This is a genomic window from uncultured Flavonifractor sp. (genome assembly GCF_944383115.1).
Lineage (GTDB): Bacteria > Bacillota > Clostridia > Oscillospirales > Oscillospiraceae > Flavonifractor.
The window spans coordinates 1-22,348 of sequence record NZ_CALWOJ010000027.1 but is presented as its reverse complement, the minus strand read 5'-3'; the positions used below and the strand labels follow the sequence as shown (position 1 = coordinate 22,348).

Genomic DNA, 22,348 nt, shown 5'->3' with positions numbered 1-22,348 from the left:
TAACTTCATTCTACCAGGGTTCTGTATGAACTTCTTTTTATTTTCCTAAAGTGTTGCACTTGATAGTATAATTCACCTCACAACAAAAAAATCCACCGGCGTTTGCCGGTGGATTTCTGGGATATATACATTTAATACAGCGGATTGATCCAGCCGTTGGAGATCATATAGAAGGCCAGATCCACCGCCTTGGAAAAGCCGGTCTTGCCCAGCATGTTCATCTTGTGGTACTTCACGGTGTTTTCACTGATGAACAGCTCCCGGGCGATCTCCTGATTGGTCATGTGCTTGCACATCAGCCGCAGCACCTCCATCTCCCGGTCGGTGAGGGGGGCCTCCCCCTGGGGCAGAGGAATGGTCCTGGGCTCAGGGAAACGGCTCTCACCCGCCATCACCGCCCGGGCCACCTCCAGAAAGTCGTTCAGGCTCCGGCTTTTATAAATAAAGCCGTTGGCTCCGGCGGCTTTGGCCCGGGGGATATAGGTAATCTCGTCAAAGGCGGTCATGACGATGATCCTGACTGCCTGATCAGTTTTGCGGATGTCCTCCACCGCTTTCAGGCCGGAGGCGCCCCCCTCGGTACACACGTCCATCAGCACCAGATCAGGGCACAGGTGGCGGCAGAAGTCCGGGGCATAGTCGGCATTGGGCACTTCCCCCACCACGGAAAAATCTCCCGCCGCCGTCAGTGCCGCTGTCAGCGATTCCCGCATGGATGCGTGGTCCTCCACGATCAGCACTTTGGTCATGTTTTCTCAGCCTCCTTTGGTACTGACAGCTCGATGCGGAACCGGGGGGCGGTGTATAGCTCCATGCTGCCTCCCAGCCGGGCGACACGGCGGCGCATTCCGCCGATGCCGCCTCCCTCCCGGAGGGGTCCGGCAGGGGGGATGCCGTTGTCGGTGACCGTCATGCGCCAGCAGTCGTTGTGGAAGAGGTGGAACTGGATGCGGGTGGCATAGCCGTGGCGCACAGCGTTGGTGACGCACTCCACGGCGATCTCGGCAAAGCTGTCCGCCACTTCTCCGTCCTCCGGCAGCGCCCCCCGTACCTCCACCGACACGTCCATGCCCCGGAAGGTCTCCCGCAGCAGCGCCAGACGGCGGGCGGGGGAGGGCGTACCGTCCTCCCGCATGGCCGTGGGAAGGCTGCGGGCAAAGTCCATCAGCAGCGCCTCGTCGGGCTGCTGCCCGTCCCGCATGGCCCGCAGCAGCAGGCTGATGCGCTGGCCCAGCAGATCATGGACCCGGCCCTTGCTCCGGGCGATCTCCTCTGCCTCGCAGATGGCCTGGAGATGCTCGATGGTGTGGCGCAGCTCCCGGCCCCGCTGTTCCAGGGCCTGGTTCTGCCGGGCCAGGAGCGTCACCGCGTCCCACCGCTCCGTCACGTCGTCGGCGGTGAGCAGAATCAGAGTCTGTCTTCTCATGAAAATCTCGTGGGCAGAAATGCTCCATACAGAGGCGTCGGCAAGGCGAAACACCTGCTGGTCTCCCAGGACCTCCCGGACACAGCCGCCGTGGAGTTCTCCGCCTTCCAGAAGCTGCTGGAATGCCAGGCCATTGTGCAGAGGCTGCCCACTCAGCTGTCGGGCCAGTCCATCCATTTGACGGTTGCACAGCAGGATATCCCCCGACCGGCGGAAGAACAGCAGCCCGGTATGCAGGGTGTCGATGGCCTCCTTAATGGAGATGGAGGAGAGGCGGGTATACAGCTCCTGCCGGCGCAGCAGACAGATATGTACGCTGCGCAGCAGAAAATACAAAAGAGCGGCCATAAAAAAGAAGGGATACGCCGGCCCTGTGATCTGTTCTGTGGCGGGCAGCAGGACCGCCGCCCCGCCGATGACGAAAAAAGGCCAGATCAGCTCTGTCCCCACGGCGGCGGCAGTCCCCAACCCCGCAGCCAGCAGAAATACCACCTGCCGGGCAAGATCATAGGCGCTGGGCATCAGAAAACCGCCGTACAGCCCGTACTGCACCTGCCCCAGAAGGGCGGCAAAGAGGAAGAGCGCCGCCAGGACAGCGCATTCCATCCCGTTTTCCATCCTGCGGCCCCAACCGGCAGGCAGACGCCGGATGCTGTAGGAGACGGTCAGGGTCTGCAGCACGATGCACACCGCCGCCACCATCACCAGGGTGGTCAGTACCCAATGGGGAAAGCGATAAAACTCAGCCACAAGCCTCACCTCCCAGGGGTATCGTCATACAGATCCCGAAGGCGTCGTCCAGATCCTTGCAGACGATCTGTCCGCCCAGGGCGGTTACCGCTGCCGTCAGGTCCTCCGAAAACTGCCAACGTCCGGGATCGCCACCGGGAAGGAACCGGAAGACCAGGCGGGCGTCCTCCGTCTCCAGGTATCCCATCAGCGGAGAGGCCTTCTCTTTCAGGGCCCAGGCTATGGTCTCAAAGGCAAAGTCATAGCACAGCGACGCGCTGCGGATCTCCAGCCCCTCCTTTTGTCCGCAGCGGATCAGGGTCTGCAGTCCCGCATAGCGGGCCAGCTCCGCCAGTTCATCCAGATACATGCTCAGCTCATCACCGGGCAGGGGCTCTCCCTGGCGGGCCAGGAAAAACAGGTTGCATCTGCGCTTGATATGACACAGGCACAGGGTAATATAAGCGGTCAGGCCCTTTGACTGCTCTGTTTCCGGCAGAGTTTCAATCAGGCGTACCAGCGATGTGATGCGGCGCTCCATGTCACGATCCAGCTGCTCAAACAGGGCCCGGTTGGTCTCCGCGGTGAGCAGGCGCTTTTTCACCTCGCCCTCCTCCCGCAGCAGGGTATTGGCGGCCTCCAGACGGGTCTGCACGTCCTGGATCTCCCTGCGCAGCCGGTTGATCTGGGACAGATCTTCCTGCCACACCGCCATACCGCTGCGGACGGGAATTGCGTGGAGCTGGGTATCTCTGTCCCGCAGCAGAGGCTGCTGTATGTCCGTACGCAGCCGCTGCCAAACCGAGCGGGAGATGGGGCGGGCGCCGGGGGAGGAGAGAACGGTGCGGCCATCCTCATCCAGCAGCGTCAGGCTGATGGGGGCGGACGCAAACAGACGCTGATATTGGATATTCACCGGGATCAGCCCCCCGTGGAGTACCGTTTCAAAGAACAAAACTGACAGGATGCAAATATTGACCGTAACATCGCTCTCCCATGCCAGCGGCACCCGCTGGATATAGGCGGCAAGGTAGGCCAGCAGGCCAACGCAGAACAGCAGCGGGAGGATACGGCCTCTCCTGCTGGAACTCCTACTCCCCTTGCGGAGCAGATTCCAGAGGGCGAATGCCAGAAACAGGAGGGAACAGGCCATAATTGCCCAGAATCCAGGGCCGTAGCGGTAATCCGAGGCCCAGCTGCCACCCGGTACAAAGCGGAAGACCAGCTGATGGAGGTCGTTGGTCATTACAAGCCCCACTGAGAGGATATATACCACAAGGGGCGGCCACAGGGGGCTCATCAGCCGTTTTTTCCCCTCCGCCCGGTCCAGGATCTCCGTCAGGTACAGCAGCGCCACCGGCAGGGCCAGCTGAAAGAGATAGTAGCCATACCAGCACATCCGGCACAGAGTTCCTTCCGACGGCAGCTGATATTTCAGCAGGCGCAGCAGCAGCCACCCCACCATCAGCCAGCTCATCATCACCACCACCCGGCGGACATCGTGGCGGATCATCCGGTGGGACACCGTGCCTTTCCACAGCAGTATGACAGCGGCGATGAGCAGGGCGGATAAAATATGCTCCCGCATATCGGCCGTGGTGTAGAGCCGGGTGTGGAACACCTGCCGGCGCAGATCCCGGCTGCTGTCCCCGGCGAGGGCCAGAAACCGGTCGTAGTCTTTTCCTTCCAGGGTGCGGGCCACACGGTAATCGGCGGGAAAGCCGGGGGGCCTCTCTCCGCCCGCCAGGGGCAGGCCCGCGGACAGCAGAGCCTCATCCAGCCCCGGCTCCAGGGTCAGCGGAACATCGGAGAGCAGCCCTATGCGGTAGGACAAGGTACCTTCTTCCGGCACAATGATCTCATAATTTCCTCCGTTCCGGTTCCAAGCGGCAGCCTCACAGTCCAGACAGATCAAAACGGGAGCGTCCGACCCGTCCAGCTCGAATCCGCCGTTCTGATGAAGTTGTTCCAGGTAATTCAGGGCGTCCTGCTTGGTGGGGGTCTTCCAGTCCAGTCCGTAGGACAGGGCGCCCATAGCCAGCATATTGCGGATCACGGAAAAGCTGCTCATACCGGCGGGGACCCCGCTCTCCATAAGGCTGTTCCAGCCGGTGATGACCGCATCTGTCCGGGTGCGGTCCACCGCCAGGACCACCGTGGCCGTCACATGGGGATACCAGTACCGGCCCACACCGCGGGTCATGGCCGGTACTGCCTGCACATCGAAGCAGGCCACGGCGTTGCCCCGGGCCACCTCCGCGTAGAGGGTATCCTCCCCGTCCCGGAGCGCATATCCGGGGAGGAAGGGGAGCAGCGCCTCACTGTATGCTTCGGAACCCTCCGCTGCGGAGATCAAATACCCTCCGGAGGCCGCCGCGCTGCATCCGCTCAGCAGCAGGCACAGCAGGAGAGCGGGCAACCATCGCTTTTTCATGGCGCCACCGGCTCCCCGAATTCCTGCATCCGCCCGGCGCATTCCCGGCACAGATCCATCTCATCGCAGATGAGGAAGCAGGCGTCGCAGACCAGACGCCGGCAAACGGGACACTGACTGAATCGCTCCCGGGCCTCCTGCCCCGCGGCCTCCCGGGCCCGCAGCTTCTCCCGCTGGTAAATGGCGTCATAGAGTTCCTTCTTTTCACGGCACTGGGCTGCCTGTGCCGCTTTGGAAAAAGGGATGCTGCTGCTGTACCAGTATTCTCCGCACACCTCGCAGCGAACGGAAAAGCAGAAATATTGGGGCGTGGAGCAATCCTCCAGATGGCTGGACAACAAACTTGTCATAGGGCGCGCCTCCTTTCTGCTCCTGTTATAGCAGGAGCAGGGGCGTGCGTATATGGTCCGGCAGATACTTTTTCCCACCTTTTGCAAGAGGTATCCATTGGATAATAGAGAAAGCGCACAAAACCACAGGAATGGTTTTGTGCGCTTTGCCATGTTGTGGGGCTGGTTTCAGAACAGCTCCTGAAGCCTCCCGCACCGGCGGAGCAGATCGATGTAGAGCATCAGCTCATCCCGGGAGGCGACCCCCAGCTTCTCGTAGATGCTCCGGTTGTGCTTGCGGACTGTACTCATGCTGATAAAGGCCAGATCCGGGATCTCCGCGATCTCATGCCCATCGATGTAGTAGCGGAGGATGTTCCGCTCTGACTCTGTCAGCAGATCTTTCCGCACCACAAACTGGTCGAACAGTTCCGCGATGTTGGGGGGAAGCTCCCCCTGCTCCAGCCGCTGGTTCCGTGCCCGGGCGTTAAGAAACTCCGCCAGTTCATCCACCTCCGAGATGCCGGAGGACAGACTCTGTTCCGGCAGCTCGTCCTGCTGGAACCGCTTCAGACTGTCGGTGATGGGACGGACGAAGCTCCGGGCCAGGAAGAAGGAAAAGGCCAGCAGCACCAGCAGCAGCACCAGAGCTGCCATGACCCATGCCTTTTGTATGTCGGCGGTGTATGCTGCATAGCTGTCCTGGGGGATCAGGATGGCGGCGGCCCAAGCGGTATCCTCTGCCTCACCCCTGGATATGGGCATGATCTGATGCAGACCGATATACCGCTCGGTACCCGTGTCATATTCGTTATAGTACCGCCCCTGATGGATGACCAGGGTCTCCTGCCCGTCCAGGTAGGTGCCGCTGACGCTGCCCACCAGTCCCTCAGACAGCAGGAGACGGCTGTCCTGAAGGGGCGCCAGCACGGTAACGGCGGAGCCGAATTGCCCATCCGCTGCCGGATAGGACAGCTGGAAGTACAGCGCGCTGATCTCCACGCCGCAGACCCCGTATACGGTCCCATCGCTGCCTACGATGGGAACACATAACAGCATGGCCGATTCCCAGGTATCCTTCAGGTCAATGCGGCGGGACCAGAAGTAGCGCTGGGCAGGCCGGTCCAGGGTGGCGTCCATCAGTTCCCGGCAGCCCGGAATCTGATCGGTGTCAAATTCCAGATTCCATCGGTTGTGCAGTTCCAGATCCTTTTGCCGGGCGATATCCGGGATGCCCCGGAAGTAGACCACGGTAGGGGTCACCGGACTGCTGGCGCTGAGGTTGGAATAGCGCAGATGGATCCCGCTCCTGGAGTGGTCTGCGCCCGCCAGGGCGGTGTTGGTGGTGGCATCCAAAATCACATAGACCCCATTGCAGTCGGCTGCCTGGAGGGTGGCATTGATGAGTGGGTACATGATCTGCTGCAGCTTCAGCAGCCGCTCCGGGTCATCGTTAACCTGCTGCAGCGAGATGCCATCCTGGATCAGCGTTGCTTCGATCTCACGGCTCAGCTCCTTGGAGAGATTCAGGCTCTGGGCGGTCAGACGATCCAGGTGAGCCACCAGGTTATCCTGTGTGTTTTTCAAGTGAAGCTCCATCACTTCTTGAAGCCGCTCATCGCTCTGGGAAAAGACTCCGGCAATGGACAGAAGGAGGATCACCGCCGCAAAGACCACCAGGATCATGGACACCCAGTAGAGCATCAGCTTGCGCTGCATCCCCACGCTCTGCTTTTTGACAAAGGCGTTCAGAGCCCGGATCTCCTTCAGCTTGTTCAGCACGGCGATTCCTCCTCTCCTTGTATTATCGCTCCATGATCTCCCGGAAGACCTGGAGCCGGTCGGCGCTGATCTGCTCCAGCCCGGTCTCTCCGGCATCCAGATAATCCTGGCGGCCCAGAGACAGCTGGGCCCGCACATGGTCCTCCAGCGCCGTTTCCAGGCTCAGATAGCTCTCCAGCTGGGGCGGTACATAGAATTCATAGCTGGCCTGGGTGTCCAGATAGGCCTGATAGAGAGAGGCATATTTGGGGCTCTCCAGTTCTTCAATGGCTTTCGGCAGATGTTTTTCAAATGCGGCCTGGGTCACCGGCATATAACCTGTTCGGGTCACGAACTCCACATTGTGTTCCGGTTCGGTCAGCCACTTGAGGAAGGTTATGGCGGCCCGTTCCCGCTCCGGGGTGGAGCGCACGGTGCAGAAGCCCGCCCCCCGCTGCATGACCAGCTTATCCCCGTTTTCAAACACCGGACAGGGGCGGGAGATGATGGTGATCTCCTCGGACGTATTGTCGGGATAGGTTACCACATCGCTGTAATAGAGGATGCTGGCGGAGGAGGCCACGCTGACGATGCTGTCGCCGGTGCGGAGGGACGCGGTGGCGTAACCGCCCTGGAGCCAGACACCGCCCTGGATGGCAGCCCTGGCCAGCGGTTCCCACGCCGTCCGGAATGCAGGACCGAAGGCCAGTCCGTCACCCTGGAAGAAATCCTCGCCCAGAGATTCCGCCCCCACCTGGAAGTAGTTAAAGTAGTAGTCATGGACGAACATGGACTTGGCATCGCCGGGAATATCCGGCGTCTGAGCGTCGGTCCAGTCTGCATAGATCTCCGCGGCCCTGTAAAGTCCCTCCCAGGTGTCCAGGTCCTCCAGCGTCACGCCGGTGGCCTGAGAGAAGCGGTCAAAGATGGTCTTGTTGATGAACATGATCTCCGTGGATTTTGCCACGGGAAGGACCACCAGACGGTCATTGACGACCCCTTCTTCCACAAACGCCGGGAGGAACGCGGAGAGTTCTTCCTCGCTGAAGTAGTCCCGGTAATCCACCAGAATGCTGTCATCGGGCAGGGCCATCACGGTCTTGGGATACGAGACGAAAAGGTCCGGCAGCTCCGGAGCCCCCGGCTCCCCGTTGGCGGCGGCCAGCACCAGCTCGTGGATGGTATTGGTGTTGGACACAGAGGTAACCTGTACATTGATCTGCTGCTCTTTTCCCACGGTCTGGTTAAACGCATCGATCAGATCATTGAGAGGGGAATCGGCCTGCCCGCCATAGACGTGCCAGACCGTAATGGTGGTCGGCGTTTCTTCTTTTTTTGCGGTGTTGGAGCAGCCCGCACAGAGCAACAACACGGCAAGCAGCAAAAAAATGCAATTTCTGTGTTTCATAGAGCCATCCCCCCTCGTGTTTTTGGAATATCACAGATGCTCTGTTTTCCGCTTGATAAAAGCTGTTGTCTTTCAGTATAGCACAGGTTTTTGTCTCCGTCCCTACCCGCTGCGGGTAGTTTGTATGCAGCCAACCTGGAAATGCTTCGTTTCAGTATTATTATAAAGGCTGCTGGGATACATTACAAGTCTGCCGCCTCTTCCTCCTCTCAATGGGGCATTTATCGGCTGCCTACAGATTCCGGTATCTCGGAAAGAAAATCTCCCGGTCCTGGCGCGCCGGACAAAAATTTTTAAATATCATCAAACTTACTATTGACATTTGGAGGGAAATGTGGTAAGCTCACAGCGAACAAAGTTCTCGCAGCGTCTTTCATAGATGGTGAAAGGCGTATGATGCATTGGGACAGAGTTTGGGTTTGAATAGTAGTTTGCTTGGTACACAATATTGACATGGTTGTACACATGGTCAAGTGTACTTTGCATTTATGTTTCACCTTCTACTCTCCTGATGGATCGGGAGAGTTTTTTTGTTCTCATTTTCAGAACGGAGGGTGTTTTATTATGAAAACGATGTCTGCGCAGCTGTTTGACGCCATTCGCCAGGTCCAGGGAAAGGGAGATCCCATTCTCCTGATTGGCCCCACCAGAAGCGCCAAGTCAACGGTCGCGACCGAGTGTGCCAAGTCTGATATCGTGAAGTGTCTGCTTGCCATGCGGGAGTCAGATGGCAAGGGGAGCCTGACCCCCACCACTGTGTGCGTCACCGACCACAAGGACATTCCCGACGACTGTCTGATCATGACGGCGGATGTCCATTGTCAGACCACGGCGGATTGCGGTGATGACAACAACTTTCTGGGCGGCCTTTTGTACGCGGCGGCGAAGGAGTATGAGCGCAGCGCCGAGGAAGAAAAATACAGGGCAAAGCTGTCCACTGCCATGACCTACGCCCTGGAGCATCCGGCAAACGATTCCCTGGCCTACAAACTCAAGGATATGGATGGAGCGCAGCGGAAAAGCCTACTGGAACTCCTGTCCCGGTTCGCTGTGGATGATGTGATGGCCGTCTACCATGAAATGCAGGCCAAAGACACAAAAAAGGGTCAGGAGGGGCTTAAAACCTTTATCGAACTCCTCTCCAACCGGGAGAAGTTGAAACCCCTCATCACAGAATTTTGGGATGCCGCTGTATCGTGCATCAACCGCGAAGCGGAAGAAATTCGCCATGCGCTGAGCGACGCCGGCGCCTATGTGAACGAGCGTCCGGAGGGAAACTATCACTTTACGGTTGTGCTGGATGCGGATGACGCACCCACTTCCGACGGGCAGCGCGGCAGCGCCATCGCCTACACGCTGCTGAAGAGCGAGAATGGCTCCAAGGAGCATCTGCTGTCCAACATCACACTGATTTACCGCGGTGCGGACCGTATGTTTGAGGTACCTCGCAAGGACACCCTGACCGTCGCGGAGGCGGGCGGCAGCCAGATCCACTGTGTTAAGTTGATCGATACCCAAGGCCTCTTCCACTCCACCGGCGCCCAGATCACGGGCGAGTCTGAGCGCATCATCGACCTGCTCTCCCAGTATCACAGCAACCGTCTGCTCCTGGTCACCAATTCCGAGGTCACCGAAACCACCAAAGATGGGTATGAGGCGGTCACCACCATGCTTCAGTCGGTGAACCGCGATATTGAGATCTACGTCCTGTTCACGCGTTGGGATGCCTATTTGAAAGTGACTGCCAATCAAACCGGCACAGGCGGCCGCTTCGGGTCCCGGAACTCCATTGACTGGGAGGAGATGCTCCCGCTGGCGCTGGAGCGGCAGAACAAAGTCGTGGAACAGTATCAGAATGCTCTGGCGTTGAACGCTTCCAAAAAGAAGCCCAGAATCGTGGGGGTATACCGGTCTGCGCTGCTGTTGGACCCTGAAAGCAAGATGGAGGAGGTTCTGGCACGGCACAAGATCAGCTATGAGTATGCCATCCCTGCGTTTCTATCCGATCTCACGGCCCAGATCGCAGCCAAGGGCCCTAAGTACCGGGTGACCGAAGGCATTGCAGAAAAGATCGCCCTTAGCATATCAGCGTCTGGGGAGCAGAGCATCCCTGCCCTCTATAACAATCTGGTGGAGTGCAAGGGGTTGAAGCTGTACGCTTCCACGGTTCGTGCCTGCGTCCGTAAGTGGTGCGATTCGGGCAACGTCCACAAGTCGGTCGTGTTTGCAAACAACAACGGATTCCAGAACATCAATACCTACTTTGTACAGGAAATCCGAAACTACGCCATGCTTTATGGAAAGAAGATGCTGTTCCAGTTTGACGGTTTCCTGCCAAACGAGGAGGACACAGCGGCGTTCCAGGAGGATCTGCTGAAGTATCTGACCGCGCAGCAGAACCTGGGCCGTCAGGCCGCGCGTATCCTGGGCCAGGAGGCTTATAAAGAGGGCTTTGAGAAGTGCAAAGGGTTCCGATACGAGTACAAGAGGTTTGAGGATATGCTGCAGTACCTGCAGGACACCTATTTCACGGCGCCCTCCATTCCCCTGACGCCTAAGTTTGAGGAGTGCCTGATCCGGGCCGCGAAAATGTGTATCTCCAACTTCATTGACGCAAAGTGTGTTGTGGTGTACTAAGTATCCCCGCTGAAAAACAGGATGGAAGTGGTGACGGACATGAAATACTCTGGACACGAATATGAGATTCATTTCCTGCCGGCAGATAAAAAGACCGAGATACAGGCAATGGATCTGCTTTACGGAGCTGCTCGGCAGGATGATACGGACTTGCTCCCTTTGGAGCCAAAGGATATTGCAGAGCTGCTGCGTCAGCCCGGAACGCTGCGCTTCTTCCAGAAGGAGGCTGTCTGGCGCGGGGGCAACCGAAAGGTGGCCATCGGGCAGCTGTGCAGGGAGCTGGAGAAGGCCGCGGCTGGGGCACAGGCTGAATTTGGCGGATCCATGCGGCTTTTGTTTCGGGTGACTGCCTGCGCCGACATCCAGCTGGAGGAGGTCGAGCAGGTTGCCGAGGCACTGACCGCGCATCTCAGCGGGAAGCAAATGGCGCTGTTTTGCGCCCGGACGGCTCCGAATGTTGAGAGCGGATATCTCCAGGTTCAGTGCCTGATCGGCGCGCTGGACAGCAGCCGCTGATCCCGTTTCAAGCAGAAGGCGCTGGGGAATCCATTCCCCAACGCCTTCTTTCCCAATTAGAAGAAGGAGCGTGCACCCTGCTCCCCTCAAAATGTGAGCATTTCCTCCGACTCACATATCCTCACATATCTCTTCCCCTGCGTAAGCAGGCTGATCTTTCTGTTCTAAAATCCGGGACAGCTGTTCCTCACGCTCGGACAGCTCCGGATCGTTCCCGCCCTGTTCCCGGCACCACTGAATGGCGCTCTCCAGAGCTTTGTTCACAAGGTGCTTCTCCCTGTCCAGTTCCAGCAGGGCATCCAGAATATCCTTTTTATTGGACGGATCTTCCTCCTGCCACAGACGGGCCAAATACAGATGAACCAGTTTGGATCGTGCCATCTGATCATCCATCTCCCGCTCGGCCAGACGCTTGCGGTGCTTCTGGAGGTCAATGGCTGCACCCCATCGTCCCGCCAGCTTCAGATCGTCGATAAGCCGATCCTGCTGATCTCTGCTCTCCTTTTTCTCTCCCAATCTGTCATAATACTTCCATAGCGTCTGGCGCAGAGGCACCGCATCCTCCGGGTGAAGGGTCTTCTCATAGACATCGGCCAGGATGTCCATCGCCTCACAGGTGCCCAGATACCACTTGCCCATGACCCTCTGGTGGAGTTCCGCCAGCTCCTTACATTCAGGCAGGAACGCTTCCGCCTCGTCCGGCCTGTATCCCGGGGAGACCGGCAGACTCTCCATCGGCGCCTGATTCATTTCGCCATCCCTGGAAGGATCATCGTAGGGATCGCGCATAAGGAAGGCCTGTGAACCGGCCTTTATGCGGCGGACCAGCAGCACCTCGGGGTGTTCGCGGCCCAGGATGCGCTCCAGGCCGTTGATCTGCTCCTGCAGGCGCTCCACGGACCACAGGATACGCTGAGCGGAGTCCCCTTCCATACTCTTGGGCGCACTATATAGGAAAAAATACATCCTGGAAACCTGGAACCAATCTCTCCAGTCCCGCAGGGTATCCAGGCTCTCCTTCCCGGCGAGATGACTGTCCTGGGCCCTCAACCAGTCCTCCACAGTCTCCAGTGCCTTTGCATCGGTGGGATACCCAATAGGAGGGGAATCGAGGCACTGGCACAACAGGTCCGCCGCCAGAAGGGCTTTGGGCAGGAAGCGGCGGTCCCGCTCCGCCAGCGGACGCAGGCCTGTCCAGGCCTGCTCCAGCCAGGAGCGTCTCAGCTCCCAGTTCTTCTGATGCTCCACAGGACCCAATCGGATGTTGCGTGTTATCATGCTTTGATAGCTCTGATAGATCAGCGCGCCGTACCAGAGCATCTCATCCCGGCCCTCTGCCAGCCGTGCGGCGGCCCCCCAGCTCTCAAAGGCGTCCCGCTCCAGAACCTCCTCCGCCCTGGCCCTCTGCGCCCATAGACGGGCCAGGGGGAGCTTGTCCGCATCCGCCGGCTCCGAGGGGAAGCGCTGAATGATCGCCTCGCAGAAGTCGATCAGGGTCTGCCACTCTCTCTGGGTCTGCAGGTTCAGCTCCGCCCCCTTCTCGGCGTCCTCAGCGTCAAATTTACTGGCGCCGGTCTTGTCTCGGGTCAGAAGGCCGCCTGTGACGTACAGGTACTCCAGCCGGAGCTGCGCCAGAGCGGCCTGGCTCGCCAGGAGCTGGTGAGCAAAGGATACGCCCAGGCTCTGCCAGAGTTCCACCGCCTCCTCCTGCCAGTTCAGGGCCTGGTGCAGATCGCCGGCCCCGCCCTGATAGAGTGCCTGGGCCCGAGCCTCCATCTGCCGGGCTGTCTTTTCCAGCTCCTCCGGAAAGAAGAGCTTTTTCTGCTCCAGAGCCCGCCGGGCCATCTCCCGGAGGGTATTCAGGGCATCTGCCGGCAGCTGTCCATTGGTTGGGATGTGGGATCGCTCCGCCGCCAAAGCATCCAGCGCCTGCTTCATGCGGCTGCGAAACAGTGCCTGTCGTTCCTTCTCCGGTACAGGACTCTCTCCGGTGGAAGGTAGGGCATTCTGTACCGCCTGCCATACCAAATCCAGGGGGTCAATATCCGCTGTCTCCGCAGACAGGGACTGTGTGGCTTGCTCTGCCAAGGTATTCAGCGCCCGGATCAGCCTCTGCCGCAGGCCGGAGGTTCTGTGCGCCGACAGGATGGCGGCCACGGTTCGGTCCATTGACCAGCAATCTCCCTCCTTTTGCACATAGGAGAGGTGGGTCAGCTGCTCATAACCGCTGCTGTCCGGGTCCAGAAGGGGAAACTCCTGGCTCAACTGCTGGCAGAGACTGTCGCTCCAGCGGCCCATAGTCGCCAGCAGATAGAGGGCGTCCTTCAGGTCATCGGGAATATACCGGCTGTGCCGCTCCACCAGGGCCTCCGGGGTATTTCCAAAGAGATCGGCAGTGGCGGCAGCCTGCTCCTGGGGAGACAGGGCCTCGTATTGATCCACACACAGGTCCAGATAGAGGGGCTGGCCCTGAGAAATCCTGTGGAGTTCTGCGCACAGCTCCCGGTTTTCGATGGCGCAGCTCTGGAGAAAGCGGATACTGTCTTCCTCCTCCAGACCCTCCACCATATGTGTGTCCAGGTAAAGCGCCACCTTATCTCCCTCCGGCTGGTTCAGCTGTCCGGGCCAATCCAGCTGGTTCCGTCCACCTACGGCAAAGATGGCGTTGCCCAGATTAGGAACCAGTCCCCAGGGGCCGGTAAGCCAATCCTCCCGGAAGCCGGTGGACAGGCCCGCCCCCTCCCCTCGGGAGTACATCTTCTCATAAGTGTCCAGATAGACCAGTACCAGCGCCGGCCCCATAGCATTGAGATCCATTGCAAAGTAGAGGGGCAGCCGACGCTCCAGCTCCGGGGCGTCCATCTGGGAGATCTCCATGTTGCACCGCCGGATAACCCCTTTTATGCCGTTCAGGGTGGGCAGCAATCCCTGAGCCAGCTGCGCCGCGGTCTGAACCCCCTTGATGACCATGCCGGCTCCCATCAGATCCCCCACTACATCCAGGGCAAAGGAGATGACAGGGTTGTCCGAGATCAGGGCCTGCTCCTCATCCGGCGGCAGCCGCCTGCCGTATTTCTGGGACAGGCGGACCACCGCCAGGTCAAACAGCGGAAAGGCGGCGTTTTTCAGCTGGGCCAGCACCTGCTCCCGGAAGCGCATCAGTACACTGGCCGGGCTGCTCAGGGCCGGGTCGTCAAAGTCTGCCCGCAGGACGGCCACCCGCTTTTTCCCCTTGTAAACCCGCTCCCGGGCCTCCAGGCAGTCCTGCTCCGCCACATCTGAGGGGGGCGGGGTAGCCTCCAGCAGTTCCTCCTCCAGCCGCCGGAGCAGGGCGGACTTGCCTGCCCCACCTTTCCCGTAGTAGTCTACCACATAGGCGCGGACAAAGTCCTCCCGGAAGGCCTGGTTGACCATTTTGTAGTAGGCCTGGCGGAAGTTTGTCCGGTCAGTGAACTGTCGCACCGCACGGGGGCGGTCGGACTTCTGACTTCGAAAGGCAGCCCACTGCGCTGCAGCCTTTGGCATAGCGTTTCCCTCTTTTCTCTGGAGATCTCCACGGCCTGTGACGTCAGGGACCAGCTCCAGTTTTCTCCAAAAAATTGTAGCAAAGAAAGCAGAGAGCGTCAAGGTTCGACGGCGGCTCTCTACGGCTATGTAACGGCCCATATGAAGCTCTGGGGATGTGCGTCCACTCCCCAGACAGAGAATAGATAACAAAAAGGGACAAGGAGAATGCTTTATGACCCGCATCATCAAAAATGCCATTCAGTGCAAACACTGCGGCGACATCATTGAATCCACCGCCCGCCATGAGTTTGTGACCTGCTCCTGTGGCTGCTGTAGTGTGGACGGTGGTCACGACTATATCAGACGGGGTTTTCGATCTTCCAGAGATGACTTTATCGAACTCAGCCAGTACGAAGAGGAGGAGACATCCGGGGAATAGGGCCCCTTTGCACAAACGGCCCAGTCATGACTGCTGGGGCAGGACATTCTGAAAAATAGGATGACATACGCAGAAACAGGTCTGAAATTGCAGGATTTCAGACCTGTTTCTGCGCTTTGATACTGATAGAGACCCCTATTTTTTCTTGAATTTATGTTTTAAAAAGCCGACAAACCTGGTGCCATCTTCAATATAGTTCTTTGCTATTGTATAGTCCGACATCGTGCCTTCTTCGATCATTGTCTTTCGCGTGTCTGCTATGGCTTTGTCCCTCAGATCATTCACGCCTCTGTTGGCGACATAATCCACAGTATCGCTGAGAAGCTCCTCCCGGTTTTCCACCAGCATCTCTTTGGTGATTGTTCTTGATTGCTGCTTTTGCTCCTTTGTCATTTTTACCGGCTTGGGCGTGCATTTCGGTAAAATCCCATTGAATCTGTCTGACAGACCTTCGGATACGAACTTTTCCTCAAATTCTGTCGCACTGCTGCAGGCGTCACCAAGTAAAGTGATATCCGTGATAAACGTCTGCACTTCATGTTGCATATCATCCGGAATCGTAAAGTATTCGTCAAGGAATTTGGTCCTTGAGTCCACGCATTTTTTCACTTCATCCATCATGTTTGTTCTCTCCTTCTTTCATCCTTATTTATACGGTACCGAACGTTCACAATACAAATCAAAGCACTCTTGGCATTTGTTCGCTTGCGGCCCTTCGTTCAGGGTCGGGCCTTCTCCATCACCCACTTGGAGAGATCATGCTGAAGGGCATAGCCGCAAAAACTGCAGCAGTGGTGTTCGTCTGGAACGAAGTTGGCGCCGCAGGAGGGGCATTCCTTCTCCGTGAAGAACGCACCGTCCGCCTTTCGCCTTTCAGGATAACGCGCCCGGTGCATGGTGAGGGTACGTTTGTATGTTTTTCTATAGGGCTTCTTTCCAAGGGGCAGATAGGTTTCGCTGATTTGTACCCGGACTGTGATCCTGGTGGTGTCATCTGTGTTGACCACGTTTTTCAAAAGGAGGGTACCCACGCTGCGATCCATCAGATGGGGGCTGTCCCCCTCATCGTGCAGGGCCTGGGCGATACAGGAGCGCAGATAGTGTTCGGAATAGTTGCACACTTGCGCCCCCAGCTTTTTCTGCCGCCGTGCCCGGAGACTGGGAGCAGCAACCGCCAGCACCAAAATCATCAGAGCGGAACCCACGCCTGCGCCCAGGGCCGCCTCCATGTCCGGAATGAGCCAGAGGCTGAGGAACAGACACAAGAACAGCAGCACCGTGGGGATCGTCAGCACCAGGAAAGGGTTGCTGCTGGCCGGCTCGTACAGTGCAAAGGTCTCGGTCTGCCAGTCGTAGAAATCGCTATGGATCGTGCCGCCGCAATAGGGGCAGACCACCTGCTGGCTGCCCAGTTCCAGAGGCGCACCGCAGGAGGGACAGCTGATCTTGCCCTGGCCGGCGTAGTAGCTATTCTTTTCCGCTTTCCGGTCCGCGCTGCGGACATGCCTGGACTGGAGGATATGGGCATAGGCATTGGGGCGGTAGATCTCATAAACGGGATCGCCTCCCTCCGCCGGAACATAGCGTTCCAGGGCGGTACACTCCAGGACAGATTCCCGCCACTCTCTGCCGTCATCCTCCCAGCGGGTGAATTCGTTTTTCGGCTGCGGGATGACATCGGTCAGACGAATATCCCGGCAGAGCTTCCGCTGCCGGAGCAGCTCCAGCTGGCGCTCCATATTGCTGCGAAAGGTCTTGTCCATTCTTGCCGGGAGGGCACCATTGTCCGCCTTGCTCAGGGGTACCAGGACCCGCTCGAAAGCCTTCCGAATCTCCCGGCGGAGCCCTGAGCTGTGCAGCGGTGTACTCTCCTGGGTCAGCAGCCGTTTAAGCCGGGCCTTTTTTGCGTTTTCAGGCGAGCATATCTGGGAGAAATTGTGGTAGACGACTATGCCCACCACGAAAAGGAGAAAGAGTACAGAGGCCGCTGCCGCGATAATCAATGCTGTCAATATATTCATGGAATCCCCCTATCTGCTGCCGTCTGGTGGGTGAGATCCTAACCGTTTTTTGCCCTCGCCTCCCTGCATATTGGAGGTTTCATTTTATTGTAGCGCCCTTTTGCGCTCCGCACCCTACCCGCAGCGGGTAGTCTTTTGGGGAAATTGCCGCAGTAAAGATCGGCCGGTTTATCAACGATGTCTATGCCGTTCCGGGCGGCATCGCATCTGACCTTGGAGCGGAGGGCAATGCCCATATCCAAAACGCAAAAAAGAAATCCTGTAACCCTTGTGGTTACAGGATTTCTTCTTGGTACGCCCGAAGGGACTCGAACCCCCAGCCTTCAGAACCGGAATCTGACGCTCTATCCAATTGCGCTACGGGCGCGTCTGGCACGCTCTTTTAACGTGCCAGATTATTATAGCAACCTTCCATTGATTTGTAAAGAGATAATTTCAATTTGCGCAGAAATATTTGCTTGCAGTCAGCTCATGCAGCGCCCAGCAGCCGTGCGGCGGTGGCCACCAGAAAACACAGACCCATGCCCAGCCCTGTGGGGATCAGGATGGACAGCACAGTCCATTTGACGCTGCGGGTCTCCCGGGCGATGGTGAGGCAGGTGGTGGAACAGGGCCAGTGAAACAGGGAAAAGAGCATGGTACACAGGGCGGTGAGCCAGGTCCAGCCGTTGGCGACCAGCAGTTCCCGCAGGGCCTCCAGACTGCCGGAGTCCTGAATGGCGCCGGTGGAGAGGTAGGACATGAGGATAATGGGAATGACGATCTCATTGGCGGGGAAGCCCAGGATAAAGGCCATCAGGATGGTACCGTCCAGGCCGATCAGTCGGCCGAAGGGGTCCAGAAAGCCGGTACACCAGCTCAGCAGGCTGGCGCCGCCCACTGTGACGTTGGCGCACAGCCAGATGACCAGACCGGCAGGGGCGGCCACGGCGGCGGCCCGCCCCAGAACGAACAGGGTGCGGTCCAGCACCGAACGGACCAGGACCTGCCCCACCCTGGGCCGGCGATAGGGAGGCAGTTCCAGGGCGTAGGCGGAAGGGATTCCCTTCAGCAGGGTATTGGACAGCAGGCGGGATATGCCGAACGTCATGATAACGCCCAGAAGAATGACGGCGGTGAGCAGCAGGGAGGAGGCCAGGCCCTGCCACAGTCCACCCGCGGTACCTACAAAAAACATGGTGATCAGAGCGATCAACGTGGGGAAGCGTCCGTTACAGGGGACGAAGCTGTTGGTCAGGATGGCGATCAGCCGCTCTCTGGGCGAGTCAATAATGCGGCAGCCCACCACCCCGGCGGCATTGCAGCCAAATCCCATACACATGGTGTATATGAATTTGCTTCTGGTATCAGATCCGCCAATAAAGGCGGATGGTTTGCCCGTCAATGATGACGCGCTCCAGAAGGCCCGCCAGGAGGGCCCGGCGTCGATCCGTATCGCCGCCTTCAAAGCCGCGGCGGTAATCCTCCAGAGCAGCCGTGTAAGGCCCGCCTGTGGGCGTTTCATCCGGTATGTCCAGCTGGGCCTCCAAAGCGGATTTTTGTGCAGAGAGATCGTTGACTCGCTGGGCGACGGAGGCCATAGGGATGGAACCGATCTGATATAGTCCAAGCAGGCGATCAATCTGCCGTTCCAAATCTGCGCAGGTGCGGCGCAGTTGATCCTTGTCCAGGTGTACCGCCTTGGGAGTATTGGAGGCCTTTATAAGGCGGTCCATTGCGGAAGGGTTGGAGATTAGGGCGGTTGCCTGCCCACATACCAGAGCATCCAGAACGGCAATCGCCCAATGGTCATTTTTACAGTTGGGATCTATGACAAATTTTGGAGTGCTTTTTGCCCTGGAATAGCACTTGTAATACCCGTGATTTGCAGCATAGCGCGCGCCGCACCGCCCGCAGTACAGCAGCCCGGACAACAGATATCCGGCCCGGAACGGACTGCGCTGGGATGTGGTTTTGGCCTGCGCCCGGGATAGGCTGGCCAGCAGCTGATTGGCTGCAACAAATGTGGCTTTCGCCACAATGGGCTGATGCACGCCCTCATACTCCTGACCCATAAAATGGACTTTGCCAATATAAAGGCTGTTTTTAAGCACATTTCGGACCTTGGCTGCCGTCCATTTTGTGATGTATTTTGCGGATAATATGTGCCAAATCGCGTTGATGGACTTCCCGGACAGAAACAGATCAAAGGCCTCACGCACCTGGATGGCCTCATATTGATTGACGGTGAGGAGGCCGCCCCCATAGTTGTAGCCGGTGGGAGCGTTGCCGCCGCCATGGAAGTATCCGGCTTTTCCACGGCCGATCCGGCCCATAGTAAAACGTTCCGTGATCTGATCCTTCTCCAACTGCGCAAAGACGGACAGGATGCCGATCATGGCCCGCCCAAAGGGAGTGGAAGTGTCAAAATTTTCATTAATGGAGACGAAATCAATACCGCGGGCCAGCAACTCGTCCTCAATGAGGGTAAGGGTATCCTTCTGGGAGCGGCTGAGTCGATCCAATTTATAGACCACAACAGCATCCACATGGGTCTGTCGTATCCGGGCCAGCATGGCCTGGAGTGCAGGCCGATCCATATTCCCACCGGAGTATCCCCCATCTACATAAGTGTGCAGCAGCGCCCAGCCTTTGGCGGCACAGTAGGACTTCAGCCGGGCGGACTGTTCTTCGATGGAGTAGTTCTCCAGTTGGTTTTCAGTGGAGACTCTGGCATAGCCGAATACCATCATGTTATCTTTGGACATGAAACCCCTCCTTTTGTCGGCATGTTGCCCCTCCCCCGGTTTGATGTATATGAAAGGCCTCCCAATGGTACGCTTCCAAAACCCACCCACCATCCTATCGGCAAAGAGCGGGGCGCTTGCTGATAAACCAAACAATGGGGAGGCCGTTATAAGAGGGCCTGTCCGATGAATATCTTCCAGGGGAGGTGGCGGCTGGTGATTGATGTGAGCAAGGTCAAGGTCACCCACATCATGGCCGATGGGTGTGTGTGCGAGGATCTCGGTGCATACCTGGATACCCATCTGTTGCCGGAGGATGTGCAGCGGATGATCCTGGGCTTTATCCAGGATGGACACGCCATTGGGGAGCAGAACGGGCTGGCCTGAGAAGGCGACAAGAGGCCGCGCTGTTTGCTGGCGCGAGCTGAAACACAGAAACGTCAAAGTACCGCCTACCTCGGGGCGGTACTTTGACGTTTCTGCGTTATGGCTCCTCTTGACAGGCAGAGGATTTTTGATGGTAGACCTTCAGGTCAGGGCCGGAGGTGCCGGCGATAATGGGGTTTGCACGGGCTTTCCTGTGCTTTGCTTTGCCGTTGATCTCGGGCACAGGGGGCTCCGAGTTGCGGGGCTGGGTATGGGTTACGTCAGGACGTGCCATGCCTTGCTTGGCCATAGTATCACCTCGGAAACTGTGTGTGGATGCGTTTTAAAACAGCTGCTTGACCTCATTGGCCATGCGTTGCAGATCCTCCAGTGTGGCAGGCTGCTGCTTGCGGGCGCGGATCTGGGCCTGGATATAGCCCGGTAATTGGGAAAAGTAGGCCTCCATAGCCGGGTCCGCCTGTAAGTTGGCATATCTGTCACTGTAAGTGGATTCCATACAAATCACCTCCGTTGATAGTTTGCCCACGGATAACACACTTATTGAAAGGGATGAATTGGGTGGGAAAAGAAGTAATTTTTTGCCTTAGTGTACGAAAAGATACATCATTTGGCTGTGGGCGCCTATGGGTGGGAGGTAATGCTATGATCAAGTTTGACAACTGGCATATTGAAAATGAGGGTGAGATACTGGCCCGGCAGTACGACAATCTGACCCGGGAACTGCGGGTGGAGGGAAGTATTCCGGAGGGGTGGACCTGGGACCTGCTGGTTCAAGCCGGCGAGAACATGGACATCATAGGCCTGTCCCAGGAAGCAAACAGCCTGGCAATCACGTTGACGGCGGAGATGCTGGCCCTGCCCGGCTACTATACCCTGCAGCTGCGGGCTGCCCAAGGGGAGAAAGTGCGCCATACCAACATGATCCGGGTATATGTGCCGGCGAGCCTGTCTGGGGATGCGCAGTGGCCGGAGGTACCCAGCGAGTTTACGCAGGTTGAGCAGAACATCTTTGCCATCAACAATCACCCGCCCATGCCGGGGGAAAACGGTTGCTGGCTCATCTATGACCCGGCTGCGGGAGCATACCAGGAGAGCGATATTCCCCTGCCGGGCGGCGGGGGCGGCATGGACTACCAGATCGGTCACGGTCTGAAGGTGACCGGGACAAATACCCTGGAGGTGGATACGGCGGAAGATGCCCAGCAGGATAATACCCTGCCCATTACCTCTGCGGCGGTATACAGCACGGTGGGGAACATTGAAATTCTGTTAAGGACTATTTGAAAGGAGACGGGATATGAGCATTTCAACGGAAATTACAAGAATTCAGACGGACAGGAACACGATCCGCACGAAGCTGGTTGAACTGGGCCTGGCTCAGAGCAGCGACGATCTGGACAAGCTGGCGGTTGCGGTAGACAGCATCGTTGACAACGGTGCGGTGTCCGTCCAGGTTCAGGAGGGCGACACTTACACCATTCCCAAAGGCTATCACAACGGCAGCGGCACCGTTTCAGGTGTAGCGGGCGGCGGAAACTACAATCTGCAGAGCAAAAACGTAACACCCACCAAAGGCCAGCAGAATATTACTCCGGACGACGGCTATTACGGCCTGTCCGACGTGACTGTGGGAGCGATCCCGACCACCTACCAGGATGTGTCCGGCGTAACGGCTGCGGCAGAAGACGTGCTTACAGGCAAGGTCATCGTCACTGCGGATGGCAAGGTCGCTGCCGGAACCATGGCGAATAACGGCGCGGTATCCAAAACCCTGACGGCGTTTGAACCGTCCTATACGGTGCCCAAGGGTTACCATAGCGGTGCTGGCGCCGTGTCTGTCTCTCTGGAGACCAAAACCACTGCGCCCACTAAGTCTTTGCAGACGATCTCACCTTCTGAAGGTAAACTGTTGTCCTCGGTAACTGTAGAGGCAATTCCGGGCAATTACGTCGATACCTCCGACGCCACGGCGGCGGCCGGTGAGATCCTGGCCGGCAAGACCGCCTATATCGGCGGATTGAAGGTGGA

General features: G+C 58.0%; 18 protein-coding genes, 1 tRNA gene and 1 pseudogene. 6 read left to right on the top strand and 14 right to left on the bottom strand.

Translation table 11 applies throughout. The annotated features are described in order from the left end of the window. Positions 1–131 precede the first annotated feature (131 nt). The 6 genes from Q0K43_RS04855 to Q0K43_RS04830 all read right to left on the bottom strand — a co-directional run bounded on the left by Q0K43_RS04855 (position 132) and on the right by Q0K43_RS04830 (position 8,087). Entirely contained in the window at positions 132–749 is a 618-nt protein-coding gene (locus Q0K43_RS04855) for a response regulator transcription factor (RefSeq protein ID WP_297289436.1), read from the bottom strand. Then, positions 746–2,176, bottom strand: a complete 1,431-nt coding sequence (locus tag Q0K43_RS04850) for a hypothetical protein (RefSeq protein WP_297289435.1) — start codon at positions 2,174–2,176, stop codon at positions 746–748. Before Q0K43_RS04850 ends, Q0K43_RS04855 begins: the two co-directional genes overlap by 4 nt. Beyond that, complete coding sequence (locus Q0K43_RS04845) at positions 2,169–4,589, bottom strand: histidine kinase N-terminal 7TM domain-containing protein (RefSeq protein ID WP_297289434.1); 2,421 nt, start codon at positions 4,587–4,589, stop codon at positions 2,169–2,171. The genes Q0K43_RS04850 and Q0K43_RS04845 overlap by 8 nt, the downstream gene beginning before the upstream one ends. Beyond that, complete coding sequence (locus tag Q0K43_RS04840; RefSeq protein ID WP_297289433.1) at positions 4,586–4,939, bottom strand: hypothetical protein; 354 nt, start codon at positions 4,937–4,939, stop codon at positions 4,586–4,588. The genes Q0K43_RS04845 and Q0K43_RS04840 overlap by 4 nt, the downstream gene beginning before the upstream one ends. A 168-nt stretch (positions 4,940–5,107) precedes the next feature. Next, on the bottom strand, positions 5,108–6,700 hold the full coding sequence (locus Q0K43_RS04835) for a helix-turn-helix transcriptional regulator (RefSeq protein WP_297289432.1): 1,593 nt from the start codon (positions 6,698–6,700) through the stop codon (positions 5,108–5,110). Between the two features lie 22 nt (positions 6,701–6,722). Beyond that, positions 6,723–8,087 carry an extracellular solute-binding protein gene (locus tag Q0K43_RS04830; RefSeq protein WP_297289431.1) on the bottom strand — a complete coding sequence of 455 codons (1,365 nt, stop codon included), beginning with the start codon at positions 8,085–8,087 and terminating at the stop codon, positions 6,723–6,725. Positions 8,088–8,651: 564 nt separating this feature from the next. On the opposite strand from Q0K43_RS04830, the gene Q0K43_RS04825 reads away from it, so the two are divergent. Both Q0K43_RS04825 and Q0K43_RS04820 read left to right on the top strand, forming a co-directional pair. After that, a complete protein-coding gene (locus Q0K43_RS04825; protein WP_297289430.1) occupies positions 8,652–10,724 on the top strand; it encodes a hypothetical protein in 2,073 nt (690 codons plus the stop codon). Positions 10,725–10,754: 30 nt separating this feature from the next. After that, entirely contained in the window at positions 10,755–11,240 is a 486-nt protein-coding gene (locus Q0K43_RS04820) for a hypothetical protein (RefSeq protein ID WP_297289429.1), read from the top strand. A gap of 111 nt (positions 11,241–11,351) precedes the next feature. On the opposite strand, the gene Q0K43_RS04815 is transcribed toward Q0K43_RS04820, so the two are convergent. Further along, positions 11,352–14,765 carry a hypothetical protein gene (locus Q0K43_RS04815; RefSeq protein ID WP_297289428.1) on the bottom strand — a complete coding sequence of 1,138 codons (3,414 nt, stop codon included), beginning with the start codon at positions 14,763–14,765 and terminating at the stop codon, positions 11,352–11,354. Between the two features lie 214 nt (positions 14,766–14,979). Here Q0K43_RS04815 and Q0K43_RS04810 point away from each other — a divergent pair, with 214 nt between their 5' ends. Further along, entirely contained in the window at positions 14,980–15,186 is a 207-nt protein-coding gene (locus Q0K43_RS04810) for a DUF7695 domain-containing protein (RefSeq protein WP_297289427.1), read from the top strand. Between the two features lie 135 nt (positions 15,187–15,321). On the opposite strand, the gene Q0K43_RS04805 is transcribed toward Q0K43_RS04810, so the two are convergent. The 5 genes and pseudogenes from Q0K43_RS04805 to Q0K43_RS04785 all read right to left on the bottom strand — a co-directional run bounded on the left by Q0K43_RS04805 (position 15,322) and on the right by Q0K43_RS04785 (position 19,954). Beyond that, complete coding sequence (locus Q0K43_RS04805) at positions 15,322–15,807, bottom strand: hypothetical protein (RefSeq protein ID WP_297289426.1); 486 nt, start codon at positions 15,805–15,807, stop codon at positions 15,322–15,324. Between the two features lie 98 nt (positions 15,808–15,905). Then, positions 15,906–17,207, bottom strand: a complete 1,302-nt coding sequence (locus Q0K43_RS04800; protein WP_297289425.1) for a zinc ribbon domain-containing protein — start codon at positions 17,205–17,207, stop codon at positions 15,906–15,908. 290 nt (positions 17,208–17,497) lie between these two features. Beyond that, positions 17,498–17,574: transfer RNA gene (locus tag Q0K43_RS04795), tRNA-Arg, on the bottom strand. Between the two features lie 102 nt (positions 17,575–17,676). Next, positions 17,677–18,531 (bottom strand): annotated as a pseudogene (locus Q0K43_RS04790) (nucleoside recognition domain-containing protein); the annotation flags it as partial. Between the two features lie 22 nt (positions 18,532–18,553). After that, a complete protein-coding gene (locus tag Q0K43_RS04785) occupies positions 18,554–19,954 on the bottom strand; it encodes a recombinase family protein (protein WP_297289424.1) in 1,401 nt (466 codons plus the stop codon). Positions 19,955–20,119: 165 nt separating this feature from the next. On the opposite strand from Q0K43_RS04785, the gene Q0K43_RS04780 reads away from it, so the two are divergent. Beyond that, positions 20,120–20,320, top strand: coding sequence for a hypothetical protein (locus Q0K43_RS04780; protein WP_297289423.1), 201 nt, complete (start codon positions 20,120–20,122; stop codon positions 20,318–20,320). 97 nt (positions 20,321–20,417) lie between these two features. On the opposite strand, the gene Q0K43_RS04775 is transcribed toward Q0K43_RS04780, so the two are convergent. Together Q0K43_RS04775 and Q0K43_RS04770 are read right to left on the bottom strand one after the other, a co-directional pair. Then, positions 20,418–20,609: a hypothetical protein gene (locus Q0K43_RS04775; RefSeq protein WP_297289422.1), complete on the bottom strand. Its 192-nt coding sequence runs from the start codon at positions 20,607–20,609 to the stop codon at positions 20,418–20,420. A gap of 33 nt (positions 20,610–20,642) precedes the next feature. Then, positions 20,643–20,816 carry a hypothetical protein gene (locus Q0K43_RS04770; RefSeq protein WP_297289421.1) on the bottom strand — a complete coding sequence of 58 codons (174 nt, stop codon included), beginning with the start codon at positions 20,814–20,816 and terminating at the stop codon, positions 20,643–20,645. 146 nt (positions 20,817–20,962) lie between these two features. On the opposite strand from Q0K43_RS04770, the gene Q0K43_RS04765 reads away from it, so the two are divergent. Together Q0K43_RS04765 and Q0K43_RS04760 are read left to right on the top strand one after the other, a co-directional pair. Next, positions 20,963–21,604, top strand: a complete 642-nt coding sequence (locus tag Q0K43_RS04765) for a hypothetical protein (RefSeq protein WP_297289420.1) — start codon at positions 20,963–20,965, stop codon at positions 21,602–21,604. Positions 21,605–21,617: 13 nt separating this feature from the next. Continuing rightward, positions 21,618–22,348 (top strand): hypothetical protein (locus Q0K43_RS04760; RefSeq protein ID WP_297289419.1); only part of this gene is annotated, 731 nt, incomplete at its 3' end.

What these genes read in the sequence shown, in the direction of transcription:
- Q0K43_RS04845 (WP_297289434.1), bottom strand. Translation starts at nt 4,589, where the DNA reads ATGAAAAAGCGATGGTTGCCCGCTCTCCTGCTGTGCCTGCTGCTGAGC.
- Q0K43_RS04805 (WP_297289426.1), bottom strand. Translation starts at nt 15,807, where the DNA reads ATGATGGATGAAGTGAAAAAATGCGTGGACTCAAGGACCAAATTCCTT.
- Q0K43_RS04810 (WP_297289427.1), top strand. Translation starts at nt 14,980, where the DNA reads ATGACCCGCATCATCAAAAATGCCATTCAGTGCAAACACTGCGGCGAC.
- Q0K43_RS04775 (WP_297289422.1), bottom strand. Translation starts at nt 20,609, where the DNA reads ATGGCCAAGCAAGGCATGGCACGTCCTGACGTAACCCATACCCAGCCC.
- Q0K43_RS04830 (WP_297289431.1), bottom strand. Translation starts at nt 8,087, where the DNA reads ATGAAACACAGAAATTGCATTTTTTTGCTGCTTGCCGTGTTGTTGCTC.
- Q0K43_RS04770 (WP_297289421.1), bottom strand. Translation starts at nt 20,816, where the DNA reads ATGGAATCCACTTACAGTGACAGATATGCCAACTTACAGGCGGACCCG.
- Q0K43_RS04825 (WP_297289430.1), top strand. Translation starts at nt 8,652, where the DNA reads ATGAAAACGATGTCTGCGCAGCTGTTTGACGCCATTCGCCAGGTCCAG.
- Q0K43_RS04780 (WP_297289423.1), top strand. Translation starts at nt 20,120, where the DNA reads ATGAATATCTTCCAGGGGAGGTGGCGGCTGGTGATTGATGTGAGCAAG.
- Q0K43_RS04815 (WP_297289428.1), bottom strand. Translation starts at nt 14,765, where the DNA reads ATGCCAAAGGCTGCAGCGCAGTGGGCTGCCTTTCGAAGTCAGAAGTCC.
- Q0K43_RS04765 (WP_297289420.1), top strand. Translation starts at nt 20,963, where the DNA reads ATGATCAAGTTTGACAACTGGCATATTGAAAATGAGGGTGAGATACTG.
- Q0K43_RS04800 (WP_297289425.1), bottom strand. Translation starts at nt 17,207, where the DNA reads ATGAATATATTGACAGCATTGATTATCGCGGCAGCGGCCTCTGTACTC.
- Q0K43_RS04840 (WP_297289433.1), bottom strand. Translation starts at nt 4,939, where the DNA reads ATGACAAGTTTGTTGTCCAGCCATCTGGAGGATTGCTCCACGCCCCAA.
- Q0K43_RS04785 (WP_297289424.1), bottom strand. Translation starts at nt 19,954, where the DNA reads ATGTCCAAAGATAACATGATGGTATTCGGCTATGCCAGAGTCTCCACT.
- Q0K43_RS04855 (WP_297289436.1), bottom strand. Translation starts at nt 749, where the DNA reads ATGACCAAAGTGCTGATCGTGGAGGACCACGCATCCATGCGGGAATCG.